The sequence below is a fragment of the Streptomyces liliiviolaceus genome, from assembly GCF_018070025.1.
GTDB classification, from domain to species: Bacteria; Actinomycetota; Actinomycetes; order Streptomycetales; family Streptomycetaceae; genus Streptomyces; species Streptomyces liliiviolaceus.
Map to the genome: position 1 here is coordinate 3,797,982 of NZ_JAGPYQ010000001.1, position 16,505 is coordinate 3,814,486.

Sequence of the window (16,505 nt, forward strand, 5' to 3'; positions counted from 1 at the left end):
GTGCGGATCGTCGTCACCAACTGCAATACGACGCAGGGGATGACCGAGGAGATCGTGCGAGGTGCCCGGGCCGCCGCAGGCCCGGGCACCACCGTGCTCGGACTCACCCCCGCCTGGGGCCCCGAGTCCGCGGAGGGCTGGCTCGACAGCTATCTGTCGGCCGCCGCCGTCCTCGACACCCTGCGCACGTACGAGGGCCCGTACGACGCCGTCGTCATGGCCGGTTTCGGTGAACACGGGCGCGAGGGCGTACGGGAACTCGTGGACGTACCCGTCGTCGACATCACCGAGGCCGCCGCCCACCTCGCGTGCCTGCTCGGGCGGCGGTACGGAGTCGTCACCACGCTGGAGCGCTCCGCCGGGCAGATCGAGGACAGCCTGTACACGGCGGGGGTCGCCCGGAACTGCGCCGTGGTCGTGGGTACGGGGCTCGGTGTGCTCGACCTCGGAGACCAGGAGCGTACGGAGGCGGCCTTCGTCGCCGCGGCCGAGCGGGCCCGGGACGCCGGCGCCGAGGTCCTGGTCCTCGGATGTGCCGGGATGACCGGCCTGCAGCGGGCCGTGGGCGAGAAGCTGGGGCTGCCCGTCGTCGACGGGGTGGGCGCCGCGGTGAAGCTCGCCGAGTCGCTGGTGTCCCTGGGTCTCACGACGAGCCGCGCGGGCGGTTGGGCGAAGCCGCTGCCGAAGCGGCGGATCTGGTCGCCGCCGCGGGAGTGACGGCTGCGGCGGGCGCCGCCGTCGGAGTGATTCCGGGGGCGGCGGAGGCGGCGGGCACGGCGGTGGATCCCGGGGGACCGCAGACTCCCGGAGAGAGCCGCCGGCAGCCGGCCGGCCGCTCGCGGACGAGCCGCCGCCGGTGCCGCGGCGGCGGGAACGGAGTCGGTCGTGCCCCCAGCTGTCGGAGCCCGCGTCAGCGCCCGTCGCCGTCCACGCCGTCGGGACGAGGCCAGGGGCAGAGCCGAAAGCACGAGGGAGAGGGACAGGGGCAGGGGCCGTGTACGGATGTTCGTCGTCGGGCTGGTCGCCTCGGGGGTGGCCGCGTCGGCCGCTCTGTGGGGCGGCGAGGTGTCCGGCGCCGACGCCGAGACCGTCCTCTGGGTGAATCCCGACTCCGGCGCCGCCCGGCAGGCGGTCGAATGGCGTAGTACGGGACGGACCGCGGACGCCCTGCTGATGGAACGTATCTCCACCCGTCCCCAGGCCGAATGGCTGGTCGGCTCCGAGCCCCGGGCCGTCGTGGAGGCGCGCACCACCGCCGCCGCACGGGAAGGGCGTACGGCGGTACTCGTCGCCTACTACATCCCGTACCGCGACTGCGGCTCGTACTCGGGCGGCGGAGCCTGGAGCGCCACGGAGTACCGGGAGTGGGTCGAAGAGTTCGCGGCGGGGCTCGGGGACCGGGGCGCGTACGTGATCGTCGAGCCGGACGCGGTGGCGCACAGCGTGGACGGCTGCGGCCCGGTCGTGCCGGACGAGCGGTACGCGCTGCTGGCGTACGCCGTCGACCGGTTCAAGCGGCAGGCGAACACCCGCGTCTACCTCGACGCGGGCAACCCCGCCTGGCACCCGGACACGTCGAGGCTGATCGCGCCGCTGAAGCAGTCGGGTATCGCCCGCGCCGACGGCTTCGCGCTGAACGTCGCCAACTTCCGCACGGACGCGGACAGTTCGGCGTACGGCGACAAGCTGTCCGCGGCCCTCGGCGGTAAGCACTTCGTGATCGACAGCAGCCGCAACGGCAACGGGCCCCGGGCCGGTACGGATTCCTGGTGCAACCCGCCGGGCCGGGCGCTGGGCGTGGCACCCACCACCGTCACGGGCGCGCCGCTGATCGACGCCTATCTGTGGGTCAAGCGGCCGGGCGAGTCGGACGGCACCTGCCGGGGCGGCCCGGCGGCCGGCCAGTGGTGGCCGTCGTACGCGCTGGAGCTGGCGCGCAATGCCCGGGGGTGAACGACGGACGGCTCTAGGCGTGTTCGCCCTCGGAGCCCGGGATCACAGCTGTCGCGGTGATCTCCACGAGCTGGCCCCGATAGCCGAGGCAGGCGACGCCGAGGAGGGTGGAGGCGTGCGGGCCGACGCTCAGCCGGGAGGCCTCCACGACCTTCCAGACCTCGGAGAGCACGGCGGGGTCGGCGCTCACCACGTACACGTCGGTGTACGCGACATGCTCGAAGTCGCTCCCGACCGCCCGTAGTTGCTCACCCAGGTTCGCGATCACCTGCTCGGCCTGCCGTACGGGGTCGCCGGGGCCGACGAGTTCGCCGTCCGCGTCGAGGGGCACGGACCCGGCGAGCAGGGCGAGGCGCGTGCCGGTCTCGACCACGGAGGCGTGGGAGTACGTGGGCGGGGTGAAGAGGCTGGGGACGGTGACGCGCTTCAGCACGGTGGTCGCCTTTCGGAGTGCGGCGGGACGGGGCGGGACAGCGGGCGGATGGGCCGATGATGCGGTCCCGGCGCACGGGTCCGCATCCGAATATCCGCCCGGTCGGCGACCTATGATCCTTTGCGTCTTTGCACCTTCGAACGCGCAGGAACGGCCGGCAAGACGGCCGGCAAGACCAAAGGAACCCCCATGACTGTTCCCCCCAGCACCCCCACATCCACCCCCACCCCCGCTCCCTCCGCTCCTCCCGCTTCCCGCCGCGCCGGGTCACGCGTGACGCGGCGTGGGCTGATCGGCGCAGCGGGCGCGGTCGCGGCGGGCGCCGCGCTCACTCCCGTCGCGACGGCCGGCACCCCCGAGGAAGCGGCCACCGCGGACACCGCCGCCCCGGAACCCGGCACGACCTCCGAGACGTTCCCCACGACCCGCGCCGAGACGGCCACCGGCGAGGCACCCGTCGAGACCGCCTTCCCCATCGGCTACGTCGGGGTGCGCTGGACCGGCCCCCGCGGGACGACCGGCGGCGGCATCAGGCTGACCGGCGCCGACGGTGCCAGGAGCGCCTGGCAGCCGCTGAGCGATTGCGGCTGCTCGGACGGCGACGGCGGCGCGCTGCTCATCCCCGTGGACCGGGCCTCGGGGTACGAGCTGAAGGCCCCGGACGGCGCGACGGATCTGCGGTCGACGGCCCTCGACACCACCCGGGGCCCGGCGCGCAAGGTCGCCGTGCCCCGCGACCGCACCCGGCTGCGCGGCGTCGCCTACCTCTCGCGCGCGGCCTGGGGCGCGGACGAGAAACTCCGCTTCAAGCCGGACGGCACGGAGAACTCCCCGCAGACGTACTACAAGTTCCAGACCCTCACGGTGCACCACACCGCCACGGCCAACGGCGACGCGAACCCGGCCGCCACGGTGCGCGCGATGTACCACCTGCACGCCGTCACCAACGACTGGGGTGACATCGGCTACCACTTCCTCGTCGACGAGAAGGGCGAGATCTACGAGGGCCGCTACTCGGGCGAGGGCGGTACTCCCGCCCATGACGCGAACGGCAAACTCGTGACCGCCTTCCACACGGGCGGCTACAACGCGGGCAACCTCGGCATCGCGCTGATCGGCAACCTGGTGAAGCAGGGCCCGACCGCGGCCGCCCGCGGCGCCCTCACCGACCTGGTCCGGTCCCTGGTCCGCTTCCACGGGGTCGACCCGCAGGCCAAGGTCACGTACACCAACCCGATCAGCGGGGCGAAGAAGGAGGTCGACGAGATCAGCGGCCACCGCGACTGGCTGGCGACGGAGTGCCCGGGGGCGGTGATGTACGGAGAGCTGGCCGCTCTGCGGAAGGCGGTGGCGGCCGGCTGAGTGCGGGAAGGGCGCGTCCCCGGCGGGCGCGCCCTCCCGGTAAGAGGTTGCCGTCCCGGTACGGGGTTGCCGCCCGTGCCGCTCCCACTACCGTGGGTACCCGCAGACGCGACGAAGGGGGCCCGATGGACGCGGAGTTGGCGGCGCTGGCGGCGGCGGGGGCGACGGCTCTCGTGCAGCAGATGGTGACCGACGGGTGGGGGAACGTGCGGGACCGGGCCGTCGCCCTCTTCTCGCGGGGGCGGGACGACGAGTCGGTCCAGGGGGAGTTGGAGGAGTCCCGCGCGGACCTGGTCGCGGCGCGGGACGCCGACGACGAGGACGCGGCGGCCGACATCCAGGCGTCCTGGCGTGCCAGACTCCGGCGAACCCTCCGCGACGATCCGCGGGCGGCGGCCGAACTCCGCGCACTTCTCGACGAGTTGGACCCGCAGCCCACGGGTCCCACGACGCTCACCGTCCACAACACCGTCAGCGGCGGGGCGTCCGGTGTGGTGGTCCAGGGCGGCACGTTCAACGGCGGGCTGACGATCGGGGAGTCCTGGCGCCGTACATGACGCGGCTCGTCGAATAACCCTTCGATCAGTCCCCGTCCGCACTGCTACCGTCACCGACGTGGCGAAACTCAATCAGATCATCGCAGTGGAGAAGGGCGTCAAGTCCAAGTCGCACCAGGACCTGACGGCCGCGCATCACGGGCTCCAGAAGCCTGCCCTGCTGGCCGGAATCTCGCGTACGTACCAGCCCAAGGACGAAGAGGGCGAGCAGTTGCCGCCCGAGTCGACCCGGGTGCAGGTGCGGGCCGAGAACGTGCTGCGGGACACCGCGGCCACGCTGACCCGGCTGTTCGACGTGACCGCCACCAAGGACTGGGCTAACTGCACCGCCCGCGCGGACGTCAAGGTCGACGGGCGGGTGCTCGTCGCCGACGTTCCGGTGTCCTACCTGCTCTTCCTTGAGAAGCAGCTCACCGACCTCAACACCTTCGTACGGAAGCTGCCCGTGCTCGACGCCTCCGAGTCGTGGGTCCAGGACCCGTCGACCGACGCGTGGAAGACCGAGCCGGTGCGCACGCTCCGTACGAAGAAGGTCCCGCGGAACCACGTCAAGGCCGAGGCCACCGACAAGCACCCCGCCCAGGTCGAGGTGTACTACGAGGACATTCCCGTCGGGTACTGGACGACCGTGAAGTTCTCCGGCGCCCTGCCCGCGCGGCGTGTCAACGAACTGCTCGACCGGGTCGAGAAGCTGCAGCAGGCCGTCAAGTTCGCCCGGGAAGAGGCGAACGGCGCGGAGGTCACCGACGAGCGTGTCGGAGACGCTGTGTTCGGCTACCTGTTCGGGTAGCCTCACCATCTCCCCGGTCATCGCCTATGAAGGCCGAAGGCCGGGGTGCGCGAGGAGCGCAAGCTGAACCTGAAGCTTGTCGTGACCGCGCGGTTCCAGTGGAGGTTCAAGTCCTCCCCGCGGCACCCTTCGCGCCGCGGTAGCCCAATCGGCAGAGGCAGACCGCGCTCAATCTCAGACTATTGCTCCAGACTCAGCATTCGCCGCCGATCGCCGGATCGACCGGACCCAGGCTCCGGGCGTCGAAATGCCGGTTCAAGTCCGGCCCGCACAGCTCGATGTGCGGTGGTCCAAAGGCAGGACGCGGCGACATGAAACTGACCTGGGTCCTCAAGCGTGCCGGCGTGCCGCATGGGTGGCATCACAGGGCTCGGGGGCCGGCTACGCCCCCGGGCCCGCTCCCTTTTCCGGCCCGACCCGGCCCAGCCCGGCCCGACCCGGCCCAGCCCGGCCCGACCCGGCGCACTCGCGCCCGCGCCCGCGATTGCGATTGCGTTCATAAAGAACCCGGCTCTCGCCGAAATCGTCACACCGTGGAAACGCTCATGTCCGGTTTCGCCACCGGACACGATCTACCGTGGAGAACCGGTCCTCCGTAGAGGCCCGCTCCACCACAGAGAACCGATCCGCCGCAGAGAACCGATCCGCCGCAGAGAAGCAGGCAAGGACCCCACCGACACCGCCCGGCCGATGTCGCCCGAAGGCATGCCATCCGCAACCGCCCTCGTCTCGACAGGAGCCCCGTGCCCGTGCCGCGACCGTTGCTCAACGTCCTCCCCGTCGTCCTCCCGCCCTGGCTCACGCATGCGCTGCGCGCGCAGCGGGGGCCCGTGCCGTGGAACGCCGTGCTGCGCGGGACGCTCGCCGCCGGGCCCCTGCTCGTCGTCGCCGTTCTCGTGGGGCGGGAGCCCCTCGGTGTGATGGCCGCCCTCGGAGCCATGTTCGCCGGGATCAACGACCGGCCGGGGAGCCGCCGCACCGCCGTGCCCCGGATCGGCGTCCCCGGGCTGGCCGGAGCGGCCGGGATCGCCGTCGGCACGTACGCCGGGGAGGGCCTCGGCGCCGCCCCGCTGACCCTGACGCTCACCGCGCTCGGACTGCTCGCCGGAGCCGTCAGCGCGGTGGGGCCCGTGGCGTCCGGGGCCGGCACCCAGCTGCTCGTCGCCGCGGCCATCGGCGCCGGGATGCCGTTGCCCGAACCGGGCTGGCAGCGGGCCCTGTTCTTCCTCGCCGGCACCGGCTGGCTGATCGCGCTGCGGCTCGCGCTGCCCACGCCCGGGGCCCTGGCCAACGACTTCCGTTTCGACGGGGAGCGCGCCGGGGTGGCCGGTGTGTACGACGCGATCGCCGACCTGCTCGCCGCCGTGGGCGGGGAGCAGGCCGCCGCCAGACGGGCCGCGCTGACCGCCGCGCTCGATCACGCCCAGGACGCGCTGGCGGGGCCACGGCTGCGGCGGTACGCCAGTTCCGCGGCCGAGCGGCGGCTGCGGGCCCAGTACGCCGCCGCGCTGCCGCTCGCCGAGGCAGCGACCGCGCTGGCCTGGGCCGGTGAGGCGCTGCCCGCCCGCACGGCCCGGGGACCGCGGCGGCTCGCCGTCGCCGTGCGGACGGGGGAGCCCTGCGGGCCGCTGCCCGCGCCCGCCCGGACCGTCCCCGGACTGCGGGCCCTCGACGACGCCCTGCTGCACGCCGCCGAGACCTTCGACCGCGGCGGCCCGCAGCCCCGGAAGGCGAGCGGCGGCCACCCCCTCGGGCTCGGCGCCGAGCGGACCGCCCACAAGGGCCTGCATCTGCGGCCCCCGCGCGCCCGGGCGCTCCTGCGCACCGTCACCGGCACCGGAGGGCGGGAGTACGGCCTGCGCGTGGCCCTCTGCTACGGCGCCGCCGTCGCCGTCGCCCAGGCACTGCACCACGTCCACTGGTACTGGCTTCCCGCGACCGCCGTGTTCCTCGTGAAGCCGGACCTCGGCCCGCTCGTCTCGCGCGTACTGAACCGGGCGGCCGGAACCGTCCTGGGCGCCCTCGTCTTCGCGGGCTTCGCGGCCGTACTGCCCCGGCCCGAGGGCCTCGTCGCGCTCGTGGCGGTCAGCGGAGCCCTCATCCCCGTCGCCACCCGGCACTTCGCCGCGCAGACGGCCGTCGTCACCGTCCTCGTGCTCGCCCTCGTCATGGTCGGCGGCGAGCCGGAGGCCTCCTGGAGCCGGATCGGCGAGACGCTGCTGGCCTGCGCGATCGTGCTCGTCGTCGGACATCTCCCGGCGCCGGGGCAGCGCGGCGGGAACGTACGGGCCCGGCTGACGGCCGCCACCGACGCGGCGCACGCCTATCTCACGCACGTCCTGAGCGTCGTCGACGGGGGCGTCGACGGCGTCGTCGGCGGGGGCACCGACCGCGGCGCCGCCGACGACCGGGCCACCCGCTGGGCGCTGCGCCGCGAGGCCTACCGGACGCTGGCGGAGGCCCGCGCGGCGATCGACCGTTCCGCCGCCGAACTCCCCACGCTGGCCCGGCACACGGCGGGCACCGACGAGGTCGCGGCCACGCTCGAACGGCTCGTGGACACCACCACCGCCTGCGCCGTGCATCTCGACGACACGGGACGGCTCACTCCGCGGCACACCGAGCGCCTCGCCGTGCTTCTCGACGAGCTCGTGGATCGGCGGGAGGGTGCTGGGCTGCGCATCGCCTGAGCTTGGGGACCTTGTCTGCGGGTGCGTCGTGGCTGGGCGCGCCCACGCGGCGCAGCCGCAAAATGTCACAGCCCCGCGCCCCTACGGGGGCGCTGCCGGACCGCTCAGGGCGCTATCCGTGCCCACACCGGCGCGTGGTCCGAGCCCGTCGCGTCCCGGCGGGTGGCCGGATCCGTGTCGACCGACGGCAGCGGTGTCTCCTGGACCGGTGCCCCCGTCCCCGCCCCGGTCACCCGGTCGAGGAGCCGGTGGCTGACCAGGATGTGGTCGATCAGTTCGGGGCGCCCGGAGTGGACGCGGGAGAAACGCTGCTTCTCCGGGATGAGGGGAGCGATGTTCCAGAGCCGCGTCGCGTCACCCCGGTCGGGCCGGCCGAACCCGGGAGTGCCGATCTCGGAGCCGGGCGGGCCCTGCAGGATCTGTGTCGTCGCGGCGGCGACCTCGTCGTTGAGGTCGCCGAGCACGGCCACGTCTCGCTCCCCGCCCTTGCCGTCCAGGAGGCGGTCGGCGACGGCACGCAGTGTCGTGGCCTCCGCGGCCCGCCGGTACAGGGCGTACGCGCCGTAGCGGGCCCGCTCGCCCTCGTTCCGTGGCTGGAACCGGCCGCCCGGGTACGTCAGCAGCTTCGACTTCAGATGGCAGACCGCCACCGACAGGGTCACGCCCGTGCCCGGAAGCACCGCCTCCACCGCCAGGAGACCGCGACCCGTCCGGGGCACCGGTTCGCCGTCGTCGTCGCCCTGGACGGGCCGCAGCGGCGCGGGGAACTCATTGGTGTCGACGAGCGTCCGCGGTACCGGCCGGCTGAGGAAACCGACCCGGATGCCCCGGCCGTCCGGATGCGCCGAGAGCACGGTGTGCCAGTCGCCCTCCAGCATCCCGGCCAGGTCCTCCAGCGCGGCCGGGTCGCCGACCTCCTGCACACCGAGCAGCGTGGGATCCAGTTCCCTGACGACCCCGGCCAGCGTGGTGAGCTTCGCCTTGTACGCGGCCTCGGTACGCGGGCCGAACGCCCCGCCGGGCCGGTACAGGTTCTCCAGGTTCCAGGTGCCGAGGAGCATGCCGGGCTCCTTCCCGGACGGGCCTTCCCAAGGGCGCCGCCCGTCGAATGGTGAGGCCGAGGGACGGTCCTCGGGCTCAGAGTGCGCGCGAAACCGCCCCCGGGACAGGGCGGGGACAGGATGCGCGGTTCACGTCACCCGGCGGCACGATCCCGCCGTACCGTGGCGTGATGACCTCGCCCGAGCCCACGCCCGACGCGACGACCGACCCACCGGGTTCCCCGGCCGCCCGCGCGCCGGAGGCCGCCGATCTCGTCATCACCGGGTGCACCGCCCTCGTGCACGACGAACGCGAAGAGATCGGCTTCGTCGAGGACGCCACCATCGTCGTACGCGGCGGCCGTATCGCGACGATCGCCGGCGGCCCGGCCGACCTCCTCGCAGCCGGCCTCGCCGACGCCGAGCACATCGACGCCCGTGGCCAGGTCGCGATGCCCGGCCTGGTCAACTGCCACACCCACACCCCGATGGTGACCCTGCGCGGCATCGCGGAGGACCTGCCCATCGAGGAGTGGTTCAACGAATACGTCTGGCCCATCGAGTCCAACCTCCAGGAGCGGGACGTCGAGTTGGGGGCGCGGCTGGCCTGCGCCGAGATGATCCGCGGCGGGGTCACCTGCTTCGCGGACCACTACTTCTCGATGGACACCGTCGCCGCCGTGACCGCCGAGAGCGGTCTGCGCGCCAACCTCGGGCAGGCCTTCTTCTCCTCTCAGGGCGCCGAGGGCCGTGAGCGGTCGCTCGACTTCGCCCTGAGGCACCGCGACACCGCCGACGGCCGGATCACCACCTCGCTCGCCCCGCACGCGCCCTACACCGTGGACGACGCCGACCTCGCGGCGACCGCCGGGCTCGCCCGCGAACACGGCCTGCTCGTGCACCTCCACGCCGCCGAGAACCGCGCCCAGACCGACGCGAGCCTCGCCCGCCACGGCCGTACCCCGATCGAGGTGCTGGCCGAGGCCGGCCTGCTCGACACCGATCTGCTCATCGCGCACGGCACCGGCATCGTGGAGCGCGACCTGCCCGTGCTCGCCCGCGCGACCGGCCGTGTCGGCGTGGCCAGCGCGCCCCGCGGCTACCTCAAGTTCGCCTGGCCCACGACCACTCCGGTACGCGCCCTGCGTGAACTCGGCATCCCCGTGGGGCTCGCCACCGACGGGGCCGCCTCCAACAACTCCCTGGACGTATGGGAGTCCATGGCGCTCACCGCGCTGGCGCAGAAGTTCACCGAGGCCGACCCGCGCCGGCTCACGTCCCGACAGGCCCTGCACCACGCGACGCTGCAGAGCGCGCGGGCGGTCGGGCTCGGCGAGCGGATCGGCAGCCTCGCACCGGGGCGCCGGGCCGACATTGTCCTGGTGGACCTGAGCGGCCCGCACACCCAGCCCGTGCACGATCTCGCCGCCACCCTGGTGCACAGCGCCCGCTCCGGTGACGTACGCACGACGATCGTCGACGGGCGGATCCTCATGCGTGACCGGGAACTCCTGACCCTCGACGTCCCGGCGGTGGTACGGGAGATGAACGAACGCATGCCCACCCTCATCGACCGCGCCCACGGCAGGCGCGTCCAGGAGTACGAGACCTGAGACGCACCCGGCCCCGTGCCGGCAGGCCCGGAAGAGAACGTCCCGAAAAGAATTTCCGGCCCACCGATGAGTTCCGGCGCTCCCCGCGGTCCACCCCTGACAAGGCACCGCACCGAAGGAGTAGCGATGACGCTTCCGCGGATCGTGTCGCGCGAGGAATGGCAGGCCGCGCGCGAGGAACTGCTGGTCAGGGAGAAGGCCGCGACCCGGGCCCGGGACGCGCTCAACGCCGACCGGCGACGGCTGCCCATGGTCGGGATCGACAAGGAGTACGTCTTCGAGGGCGGCGACGGCAAGGCGACCCTGCTGGACCTCTTCGAAGGGCGGCGGCAACTCGTCGTCTACCACTTCATGTTCGCGCCCGAGTGGGACGCGGGCTGCCGCAGCTGCTCGGCGTTCGTCGACCAGATCGGGCACCTGGCGCATCTGCGCGCGCGGGGCACCGAGTTCGCGGTGATCTCCAGGGCGCCGTACACGAAGATCCTGCCCTTCAAGGCGCGGATGGGGTGGACGCTGCCCTGGTACTCGTCGTACGACAACGACTTCTCCTACGACTTCCAGGCCTCGTTCGGGACGGGCGCGGGCGACGACGGCCAGGAGCCCTACGAGCGGCCGGGGGTGAGCTGTTTCCTGCGGGAGCGGGACCGGATCTTCCACACGTACTCGACGTACGCGCGCGGACTCGACGGGCTGGGCTCCACCACGAGCTTCCTGGACCTCACGGCACTCGGCCGGCAGGAGGAGTGGGAGAAGCCGGAGGGGCGCGCGTCGGCACTGGGGGCGCCCGCGGGCAGCGAGGGCATCCGATATCACGACGAGTACGAGGACTGAGAGCGATCGCCCGGATGTTCCCCCATCCGTTGTGACCGTGTGTCGACTACGTCTCAGTGACGTCACTTCGCGAGACCTACACCCCATGATGAGCGTTTAACTCTTCAAGGGCTCTTACGGGAGCAGCGCTACATGGAGGTACAGGATGGTGAACGGTCGAACGGTGCTGGAGCGCTTTCCGGCCGGTGGGCCGCGTGGTTCCTGGCCCGCGGAGGAGTTCGCGCATGCGCGCCGCCTCGAAGGGCAGCACGTGGACGTCGTGATGGACCTGTCGACGGACACCTTCCTGGTCGTCGTGCGGGAACTCGTCGAGTAAGCCGCGCGAGCGGGCGCCGCCGGGTCGGCCGCCGGGCGTCTCACCCCGCTTTCGGCGCCGGCACCTGCACCGAGAACTGCCCGGCCTGCAGTCCGTACAGCTCGGCGTAGACACCGCCCGTGGACAGGAGCTCGTCCGGAGTGCCGGATTCCACGAGTCGGCCCTGGTCGAGGACGTGCACGAGATCAGCATGGCGCACCGACGCCAGCCGGTGCGTGATGAGGATGACCGTCTGACCGGTACCCGCCAGGGCCCGGATCTTCTCGAAGACCTCCAGCTCGGCGCGCGCGTCGAGGGCCGCCGTCGGCTCGTCCACGACCAGGATCGCGCCGCGCCGGTACGCCGCCCGTGCGATGCCGAGCCGCTGCCACTGGCCGCCCGACAGCTCGTGCCCGCCGCTGAACATCCGGGCCAGCAGTGTGTCGAGGCCCCGCGGCAGATCCGCCACCACGTCCTCGGCGCCCGCCTCCGCGACGGACGTGCCCAGCCGCTCGTCGGTGAGCGGCGCGGAGGCCCGGCCGATCGCGACGTTCACCCGGGCCGTGAACGGCCACCGCTTGAAGTCCTGCGCCACCATCGCGATCCGCTCCGCGAGCTGATGCCGGTCGGCGGTCGCCGCGTCCACGTCGTCCCACAGGATCCGGCCGCGCTGCGGGGCGTACAGGCCCGACAGCAGTTTGACCAGGGTGGTCTTCCCGGAACCGTTCTCCCCGACGAGTGCCACGATCTTGCCGAGCGGCACGCTGAGCGTCAGGTCCGACAGCGCGGGCCGGGCCGCGCTGCCCGGATAGGTGAACGTGACGTTCTCGAAGCGGATCTCACGCGGCCGCTCGGGCAGCACCGCGCCGCCGACCGGGATCGTGCGCTCGGCCGCCTCCACGTGCAGGCGTTGCAGATCCCCGACGAACAGCGCCTCCTCGTGGAGGGTGTTGACCTCCAGGACGAGCGTGTCGAGGTTCGCGGAGCCGGTACGGATCGCGATGACCGCCGTACCCGCCACGGACAGCGCCATCGCCCCGGCCAGCAGCAGCCCGCCGAGCGTCGCGTACGTCGCCACGGTGGCGAGGCCCGTCCAGGCGGCCGCGATCAGGCCCGTCCGGGCCTCCAGACGGGCGAGCCGGGCCTGCTCGGCCTCGGCGGCCTCCGACATCGCGCGGAAGTGCCGCAGTAGGAAGGGTCCGACGCCGTGGACGCGGATCTCCGGCGCTGCGGCGGGCTCGGTGAGCAGACTGCCGATCAGCCGGCCGGCCCGCGCGTGCTGCACCCAGGCGTGCCACGACGCGTACCGGCGCCGGGCGATGGTCAGCGCGCTCCAGGCGCTCGGCAGCGTCATCGTCATCAGCAGGGGCAGCAGCGCCGGGTGCAGCACGGTGAGGACGCCCGCCGCCGCGATCAGCGAGATCATCGCGTTCACCACGCGCGTGGCGATCCCGATCATCCGCCGGGCGGACGAGGCGCCGTACTGCGCGGTGTCGAGCAGCTTGTGGAACGCCTCGTCCTCGATCGCCGACAGCTCGACCGTCGCGGCCCGCTCCAGGTACAGCTCCGTCGCGACGCGCTCCACCTTCGGTTCGAGGCGGCCGGTCGCGTACGTCGAGGCGCCCCGCAGCAGGGCGGCGAGCAGCGTCACCGCGGCGACCGTGACGAGCGCGGGCGCCGCGTCCCGCAGCCGGTCCGCGACCGGGCCGCTCGCCATCAGCCGGCCCAGGACGCTGTTGACCGCCAGCAGGCTCACCGCCTGGGCCAGACCGCGGCCCACCTCCGCGCCCAGGACGGTCCGCGCGGCCCGGCGGTCCGCCTGCCAGGCCAGCCGGAAACTGGACGCGAGCAGTGCGGGCAGCCGCGTCACCATGGCACGGAAGTTCAGCTCCATGAACGCGTCGGAGTGCTGCGACCAGCCCATGTCGTAGCGGAGCGGACCGCCGAACAGAAGCCGCTCGGACTCGGAGGGTTCGGGCCCGTCCGCACCGGGTTTCTCGCTGTCGCGCGTGACCTTCTTCGACGATCCCGCCGACTCGGCAGACCCCACCGATGACCTCCCCGATCGAGGGCGAACGGCCACTATCGCGGTGCCGGGCGCTCTCGGGCAGGGCGCGCACCCGCTCCCGCACGGCGTATCCGGGGCACGCCCGGCGCTTGTCGCCGCGCGATGTGCCATGCCGTGCCATGCCCTGGAACGCGTGCTTCCACGCACATGGGGTCGCGGGATTCAGCTCGTACGACTCGGCTCGTACGAGCCGGCCCGTACGGATCAGCCCGTACGGATCACGCGCTGATCGGTCGGGACCAGGCCGGCGGCGTCCCGGTCACCCGGCACAGGGCCAGGTAGAGGGGGATCGGCGGGGTGTACGGCAGCGTGCCGTCCGGTGTGTGTATCAGCCCGGGGAACGTGGGCGAGGCGGGAACGAGCGCTCCCGTGGCGTAGTGCGCGGGCGAGGGCCACTCCAGGGCGACGTCCGAGTCGGAGGGCACGAGCCACCACCAGTGCGTGCTGTCGGCGTACACACAGCCGACGCGCGGCAGGCGGGGCATCAGCAGCGGGCCGAGTCTCGCGGGCATCGCCACCGCGTCGCAGCCCAGCGGGGCCTGCATGCCCTCGGGCACGGCCAGCGGCCGCGAAGCGCCCGGGCCCGACGCCGTCCGGCCGCGTTCGATGCGGACCAGCGTGTTCAGGTTCAGCACCCTTGGCGTACCGGCCGAGGTAGCCCTCACACCCATGCAGCCCCCGTTCGTGTTCCCAATGTCTTCGGTCCCGTCCGGTCGGTCCTGGCTCTTCGGTGTCGCGACGCCCGCGCCCACCCGCCGAGGCCGATGCCGGTGACGACGGCGGCGACGGTGTCGCCACCGGTGCTCGTGCTCAGGCGCTGATGCTCAGGTGCTGATGCTCATGCCGATGTGCGGCCGGGGACGGAACGGTTCGGGTCAGAACCATTCGTTCCCGGCCGGGGGTATGTGCACCCCCGTCGGCGAGGAGCCGGCAGGGGCCGGCCGGCTCCTCGCACTCCAGCCCAGGTCCGACCGCGGCTCGACGCCGTTGTTCGCCGTCCGCGGCAGTTCCGCCCAGACCAGCAGTCCGGGACCGGTTTCCTGGGCGCCCCAGGCAGTGCACATCGCCGCCACGAGAAGCAGTCCCCTCCCATGCTCCTCATCGGGACGCTGTGGCGACGGGTGGGGCTCACCCGGCGCACATCCCTCGTCACGGACGGCTATCCGGACCAGGTCACCGCCGTCGTGCAGCTCGCACACCACATGGCGGCTCGCGGTGTGCACGATGGCGTTGGTGACCAGTTCGGAGACGACGAGCTCTGCCGTGTCGCAGGTGTCCTCGCAGACCGCCCAGCCCGACAGCCGGGCCCGCGTCAGGTGCCGGGCCTGGGCCGCTGAGCCCGGGTGTGCGGCCAGCTCGAAGCGGAACCGGCGCTCGGCCGCCGTGTCGGGGCGTACCCCGGCGGTGGCAGTAAGACGGTCTCGGTTCACGGCTGCGGCTGTTCCTAACGGCGCGGACGGAATCACGTTTGCCACTATCTCCCCGTCGTGAACACTTGGCAAGTGTCACTCTGAAAATTGCAGAGTGCAGTGTTCTGAGCGGTATGGCCATGGCACACTGCTCGCAACAGCACGTGGCGCGGCGTCAGTTGGGTACCCGTACGGGGCCCGAACGGGCGCCGCCCCGGCTGTCTGGACAAAAGTGGAGGTGGACGTGAGCGAGCCGCGGTCCGCGCCGACGGTGGGGCAGGTCGTCCTCGGACGGCGCCTGCTCGACCTGCGGGAACGCGCGGGGCTCAAGCGTGAGGAGGCGGCACGCATTCTGCGTGTCACCGCCGCCACCGTCCGCCGTATGGAGATGGCCGAGGTAACCCTCAAGATCCCGTACCTCCAGCTTCTGCTGAAGTCGTACGGCGTCTCCGACGACGAGGCCGACGCTTTCGTCATGCTCGCGGAGGAGGCGAACCAGCCGGGCTGGTGGCAGCGGTTCCACGACATCCTGCCGGGCTGGTTCTCGATGTATGTCAGCCTGGAGGGTGCGGCCGCCCTCATCCGTTCGTACGAACCCCACTTCGTGCCCGGAGTGCTGCAGACCGAGGAGTACGCGCGTGGCGTCATGCTTTCCGGCGCCGTCGGCCAGACTAGACCCGAGGACATCGAGCGGCACGTGGCGCTGCGCATGCAACGCCAGGAGCTGCTGACGCGCGAGGGCGCGCCCCGGTTCTGGGCCGTGATGGACGAGACCGCCCTGCGCCGCCCGGTCGGCGGCCCGGAGGTCATGCGCGGCCAGATCGACAGACTGCTGGAAGCCACGACACTGCCCAACGTGACCCTGCAGGTCGCCCCCTTCTCCTCGGGGCCGCACGCGGGCACGTACGGGCCGTTCGTGCTCTTCCGCTTTGCCATGCCCGAACTGCCGGACATGGTCTACAGCGAGTACCTGACCGGCGCCGTCTATCTGGACGCGCGTACCGAGGTGGCAACCCACCTTGAGGTCATGGACCGCATGGCGGCCCAGGCCGCCACGGCACATCGCACGAAGGAGATCCTGATGGATCTCCGCAAGGAGCTGTGAATGGATCGCATCAAGTCCCGGATACGCCTCGCGCGGATCTACAACGGCATGCCCGCCAGGGAACTGGGCAGCGAGGGCTGGCACAAGCCGTGGAGCGGTGGGAACGGCGGCAACTGCCTGGAGGCGATGAAGCTCGCCGACGGCCGGATCGCGGTCCGTCAGTCGGCCGACCCGGACGGTCCGGCTCTCATCTACACCCCCGGCGAGATGACCGCGTTCATTCAGGGTGCCAAGGCGGGGGAGGCGGACTTCCTGCTCTCCTGAGGTCGCCGACGAATCCGCCGGCCGGTTGCTGAAGAACCGATTCTTCAGGCGGTCGTCGCAAGGAAGTCGAGACCGCTTCAGAAGTCGAGACCGCT

General features: G+C 72.5%; 16 protein-coding genes. 11 read left to right on the forward strand and 5 right to left on the reverse strand.

Annotated elements, in window-relative coordinates; genetic code table 11:
* Positions 1 to 717 (forward strand): aspartate/glutamate racemase family protein, encoded by a 717-nt coding sequence (locus J8N05_RS16585; RefSeq protein ID WP_210883623.1) that lies wholly within the window; start codon positions 1 to 3, stop codon positions 715 to 717.
* 285 nt (positions 718 to 1,002) lie between these two features.
* The gene (locus J8N05_RS16590) at positions 1,003 to 1,953 is read left to right on the forward strand and encodes a glycoside hydrolase family 6 protein (protein WP_210883625.1); all 951 of its coding nucleotides are present in this window, start codon (positions 1,003 to 1,005) and stop codon (positions 1,951 to 1,953) included.
* 13 nt (positions 1,954 to 1,966) lie between these two features.
* Here the strand turns inward: J8N05_RS16590 and J8N05_RS16595 are convergent, their stop codons facing one another.
* Positions 1,967 to 2,386: a RidA family protein gene (locus J8N05_RS16595; RefSeq protein WP_210883627.1), complete on the reverse strand. Its 420-nt coding sequence runs from the start codon at positions 2,384 to 2,386 to the stop codon at positions 1,967 to 1,969.
* A 189-nt stretch (positions 2,387 to 2,575) separates the two neighbouring features.
* Between J8N05_RS16595 and J8N05_RS16600 the strand changes: the two genes are divergently transcribed.
* The 4 genes from J8N05_RS16600 (at position 2,576) to J8N05_RS16615 (ending at position 7,785) form a co-directional block, all read left to right on the forward strand.
* Entirely contained in the window at positions 2,576 to 3,748 is a 1,173-nt protein-coding gene (locus J8N05_RS16600) for a peptidoglycan recognition protein family protein (RefSeq protein WP_210883628.1), read from the forward strand.
* Between the two features lie 125 nt (positions 3,749 to 3,873).
* On the forward strand, positions 3,874 to 4,305 hold the full coding sequence (locus tag J8N05_RS16605) for a hypothetical protein (RefSeq protein ID WP_210883629.1): 432 nt from the start codon (positions 3,874 to 3,876) through the stop codon (positions 4,303 to 4,305).
* Positions 4,306 to 4,363: 58 nt separating this feature from the next.
* Positions 4,364 to 5,095, forward strand: a complete 732-nt coding sequence (locus tag J8N05_RS16610) for a DUF7873 family protein (RefSeq protein ID WP_210883630.1) — start codon at positions 4,364 to 4,366, stop codon at positions 5,093 to 5,095.
* Positions 5,096 to 5,844: 749 nt separating this feature from the next.
* On the forward strand, positions 5,845 to 7,785 hold the full coding sequence (locus tag J8N05_RS16615) for an FUSC family protein (protein ID WP_247706302.1): 1,941 nt from the start codon (positions 5,845 to 5,847) through the stop codon (positions 7,783 to 7,785).
* Positions 7,786 to 7,889: 104 nt separating this feature from the next.
* Here the strand turns inward: J8N05_RS16615 and J8N05_RS16620 are convergent, their stop codons facing one another.
* Entirely contained in the window at positions 7,890 to 8,846 is a 957-nt protein-coding gene (locus J8N05_RS16620; RefSeq protein ID WP_210883631.1) for an endonuclease/exonuclease/phosphatase family protein, read from the reverse strand.
* A 170-nt stretch (positions 8,847 to 9,016) separates the two neighbouring features.
* On the opposite strand from J8N05_RS16620, the gene J8N05_RS16625 reads away from it, so the two are divergent.
* From J8N05_RS16625 to J8N05_RS16635, 3 genes are all read left to right on the forward strand, one after another.
* Positions 9,017 to 10,438: an amidohydrolase gene (locus J8N05_RS16625; RefSeq protein WP_210883632.1), complete on the forward strand. Its 1,422-nt coding sequence runs from the start codon at positions 9,017 to 9,019 to the stop codon at positions 10,436 to 10,438.
* A gap of 126 nt (positions 10,439 to 10,564) precedes the next feature.
* Positions 10,565 to 11,269 carry a DUF899 domain-containing protein gene (locus J8N05_RS16630; RefSeq protein WP_210883633.1) on the forward strand — a complete coding sequence of 235 codons (705 nt, stop codon included), beginning with the start codon at positions 10,565 to 10,567 and terminating at the stop codon, positions 11,267 to 11,269.
* A gap of 145 nt (positions 11,270 to 11,414) precedes the next feature.
* A complete protein-coding gene (locus J8N05_RS16635; RefSeq protein WP_210883635.1) occupies positions 11,415 to 11,585 on the forward strand; it encodes a hypothetical protein in 171 nt (56 codons plus the stop codon).
* 40 nt (positions 11,586 to 11,625) lie between these two features.
* Here the strand turns inward: J8N05_RS16635 and J8N05_RS16640 are convergent, their stop codons facing one another.
* The 3 genes from J8N05_RS16640 to J8N05_RS16650 all read right to left on the reverse strand — a co-directional run bounded on the left by J8N05_RS16640 (position 11,626) and on the right by J8N05_RS16650 (position 15,107).
* Positions 11,626 to 13,488, reverse strand: coding sequence for an ABC transporter ATP-binding protein (locus J8N05_RS16640; RefSeq protein WP_210890218.1), 1,863 nt, complete (start codon positions 13,486 to 13,488; stop codon positions 11,626 to 11,628).
* A gap of 362 nt (positions 13,489 to 13,850) precedes the next feature.
* Complete coding sequence (locus J8N05_RS16645) at positions 13,851 to 14,303, reverse strand: hypothetical protein (RefSeq protein WP_210883637.1); 453 nt, start codon at positions 14,301 to 14,303, stop codon at positions 13,851 to 13,853.
* A 204-nt stretch (positions 14,304 to 14,507) separates the two neighbouring features.
* Positions 14,508 to 15,107, reverse strand: a complete 600-nt coding sequence (locus J8N05_RS16650; protein WP_210883639.1) for an ATP-binding protein — start codon at positions 15,105 to 15,107, stop codon at positions 14,508 to 14,510.
* 178 nt (positions 15,108 to 15,285) lie between these two features.
* On the opposite strand from J8N05_RS16650, the gene J8N05_RS16655 reads away from it, so the two are divergent.
* Both J8N05_RS16655 and J8N05_RS16660 read left to right on the forward strand, forming a co-directional pair.
* Positions 15,286 to 16,146: a helix-turn-helix domain-containing protein gene (locus tag J8N05_RS16655; protein WP_210883640.1), complete on the forward strand. Its 861-nt coding sequence runs from the start codon at positions 15,286 to 15,288 to the stop codon at positions 16,144 to 16,146.
* Positions 16,147 to 16,410: a DUF397 domain-containing protein gene (locus J8N05_RS16660; RefSeq protein ID WP_107017598.1), complete on the forward strand. Its 264-nt coding sequence runs from the start codon at positions 16,147 to 16,149 to the stop codon at positions 16,408 to 16,410. It abuts the gene before it with no gap.
* Positions 16,411 to 16,505: the final 95 nt, after the last annotated feature.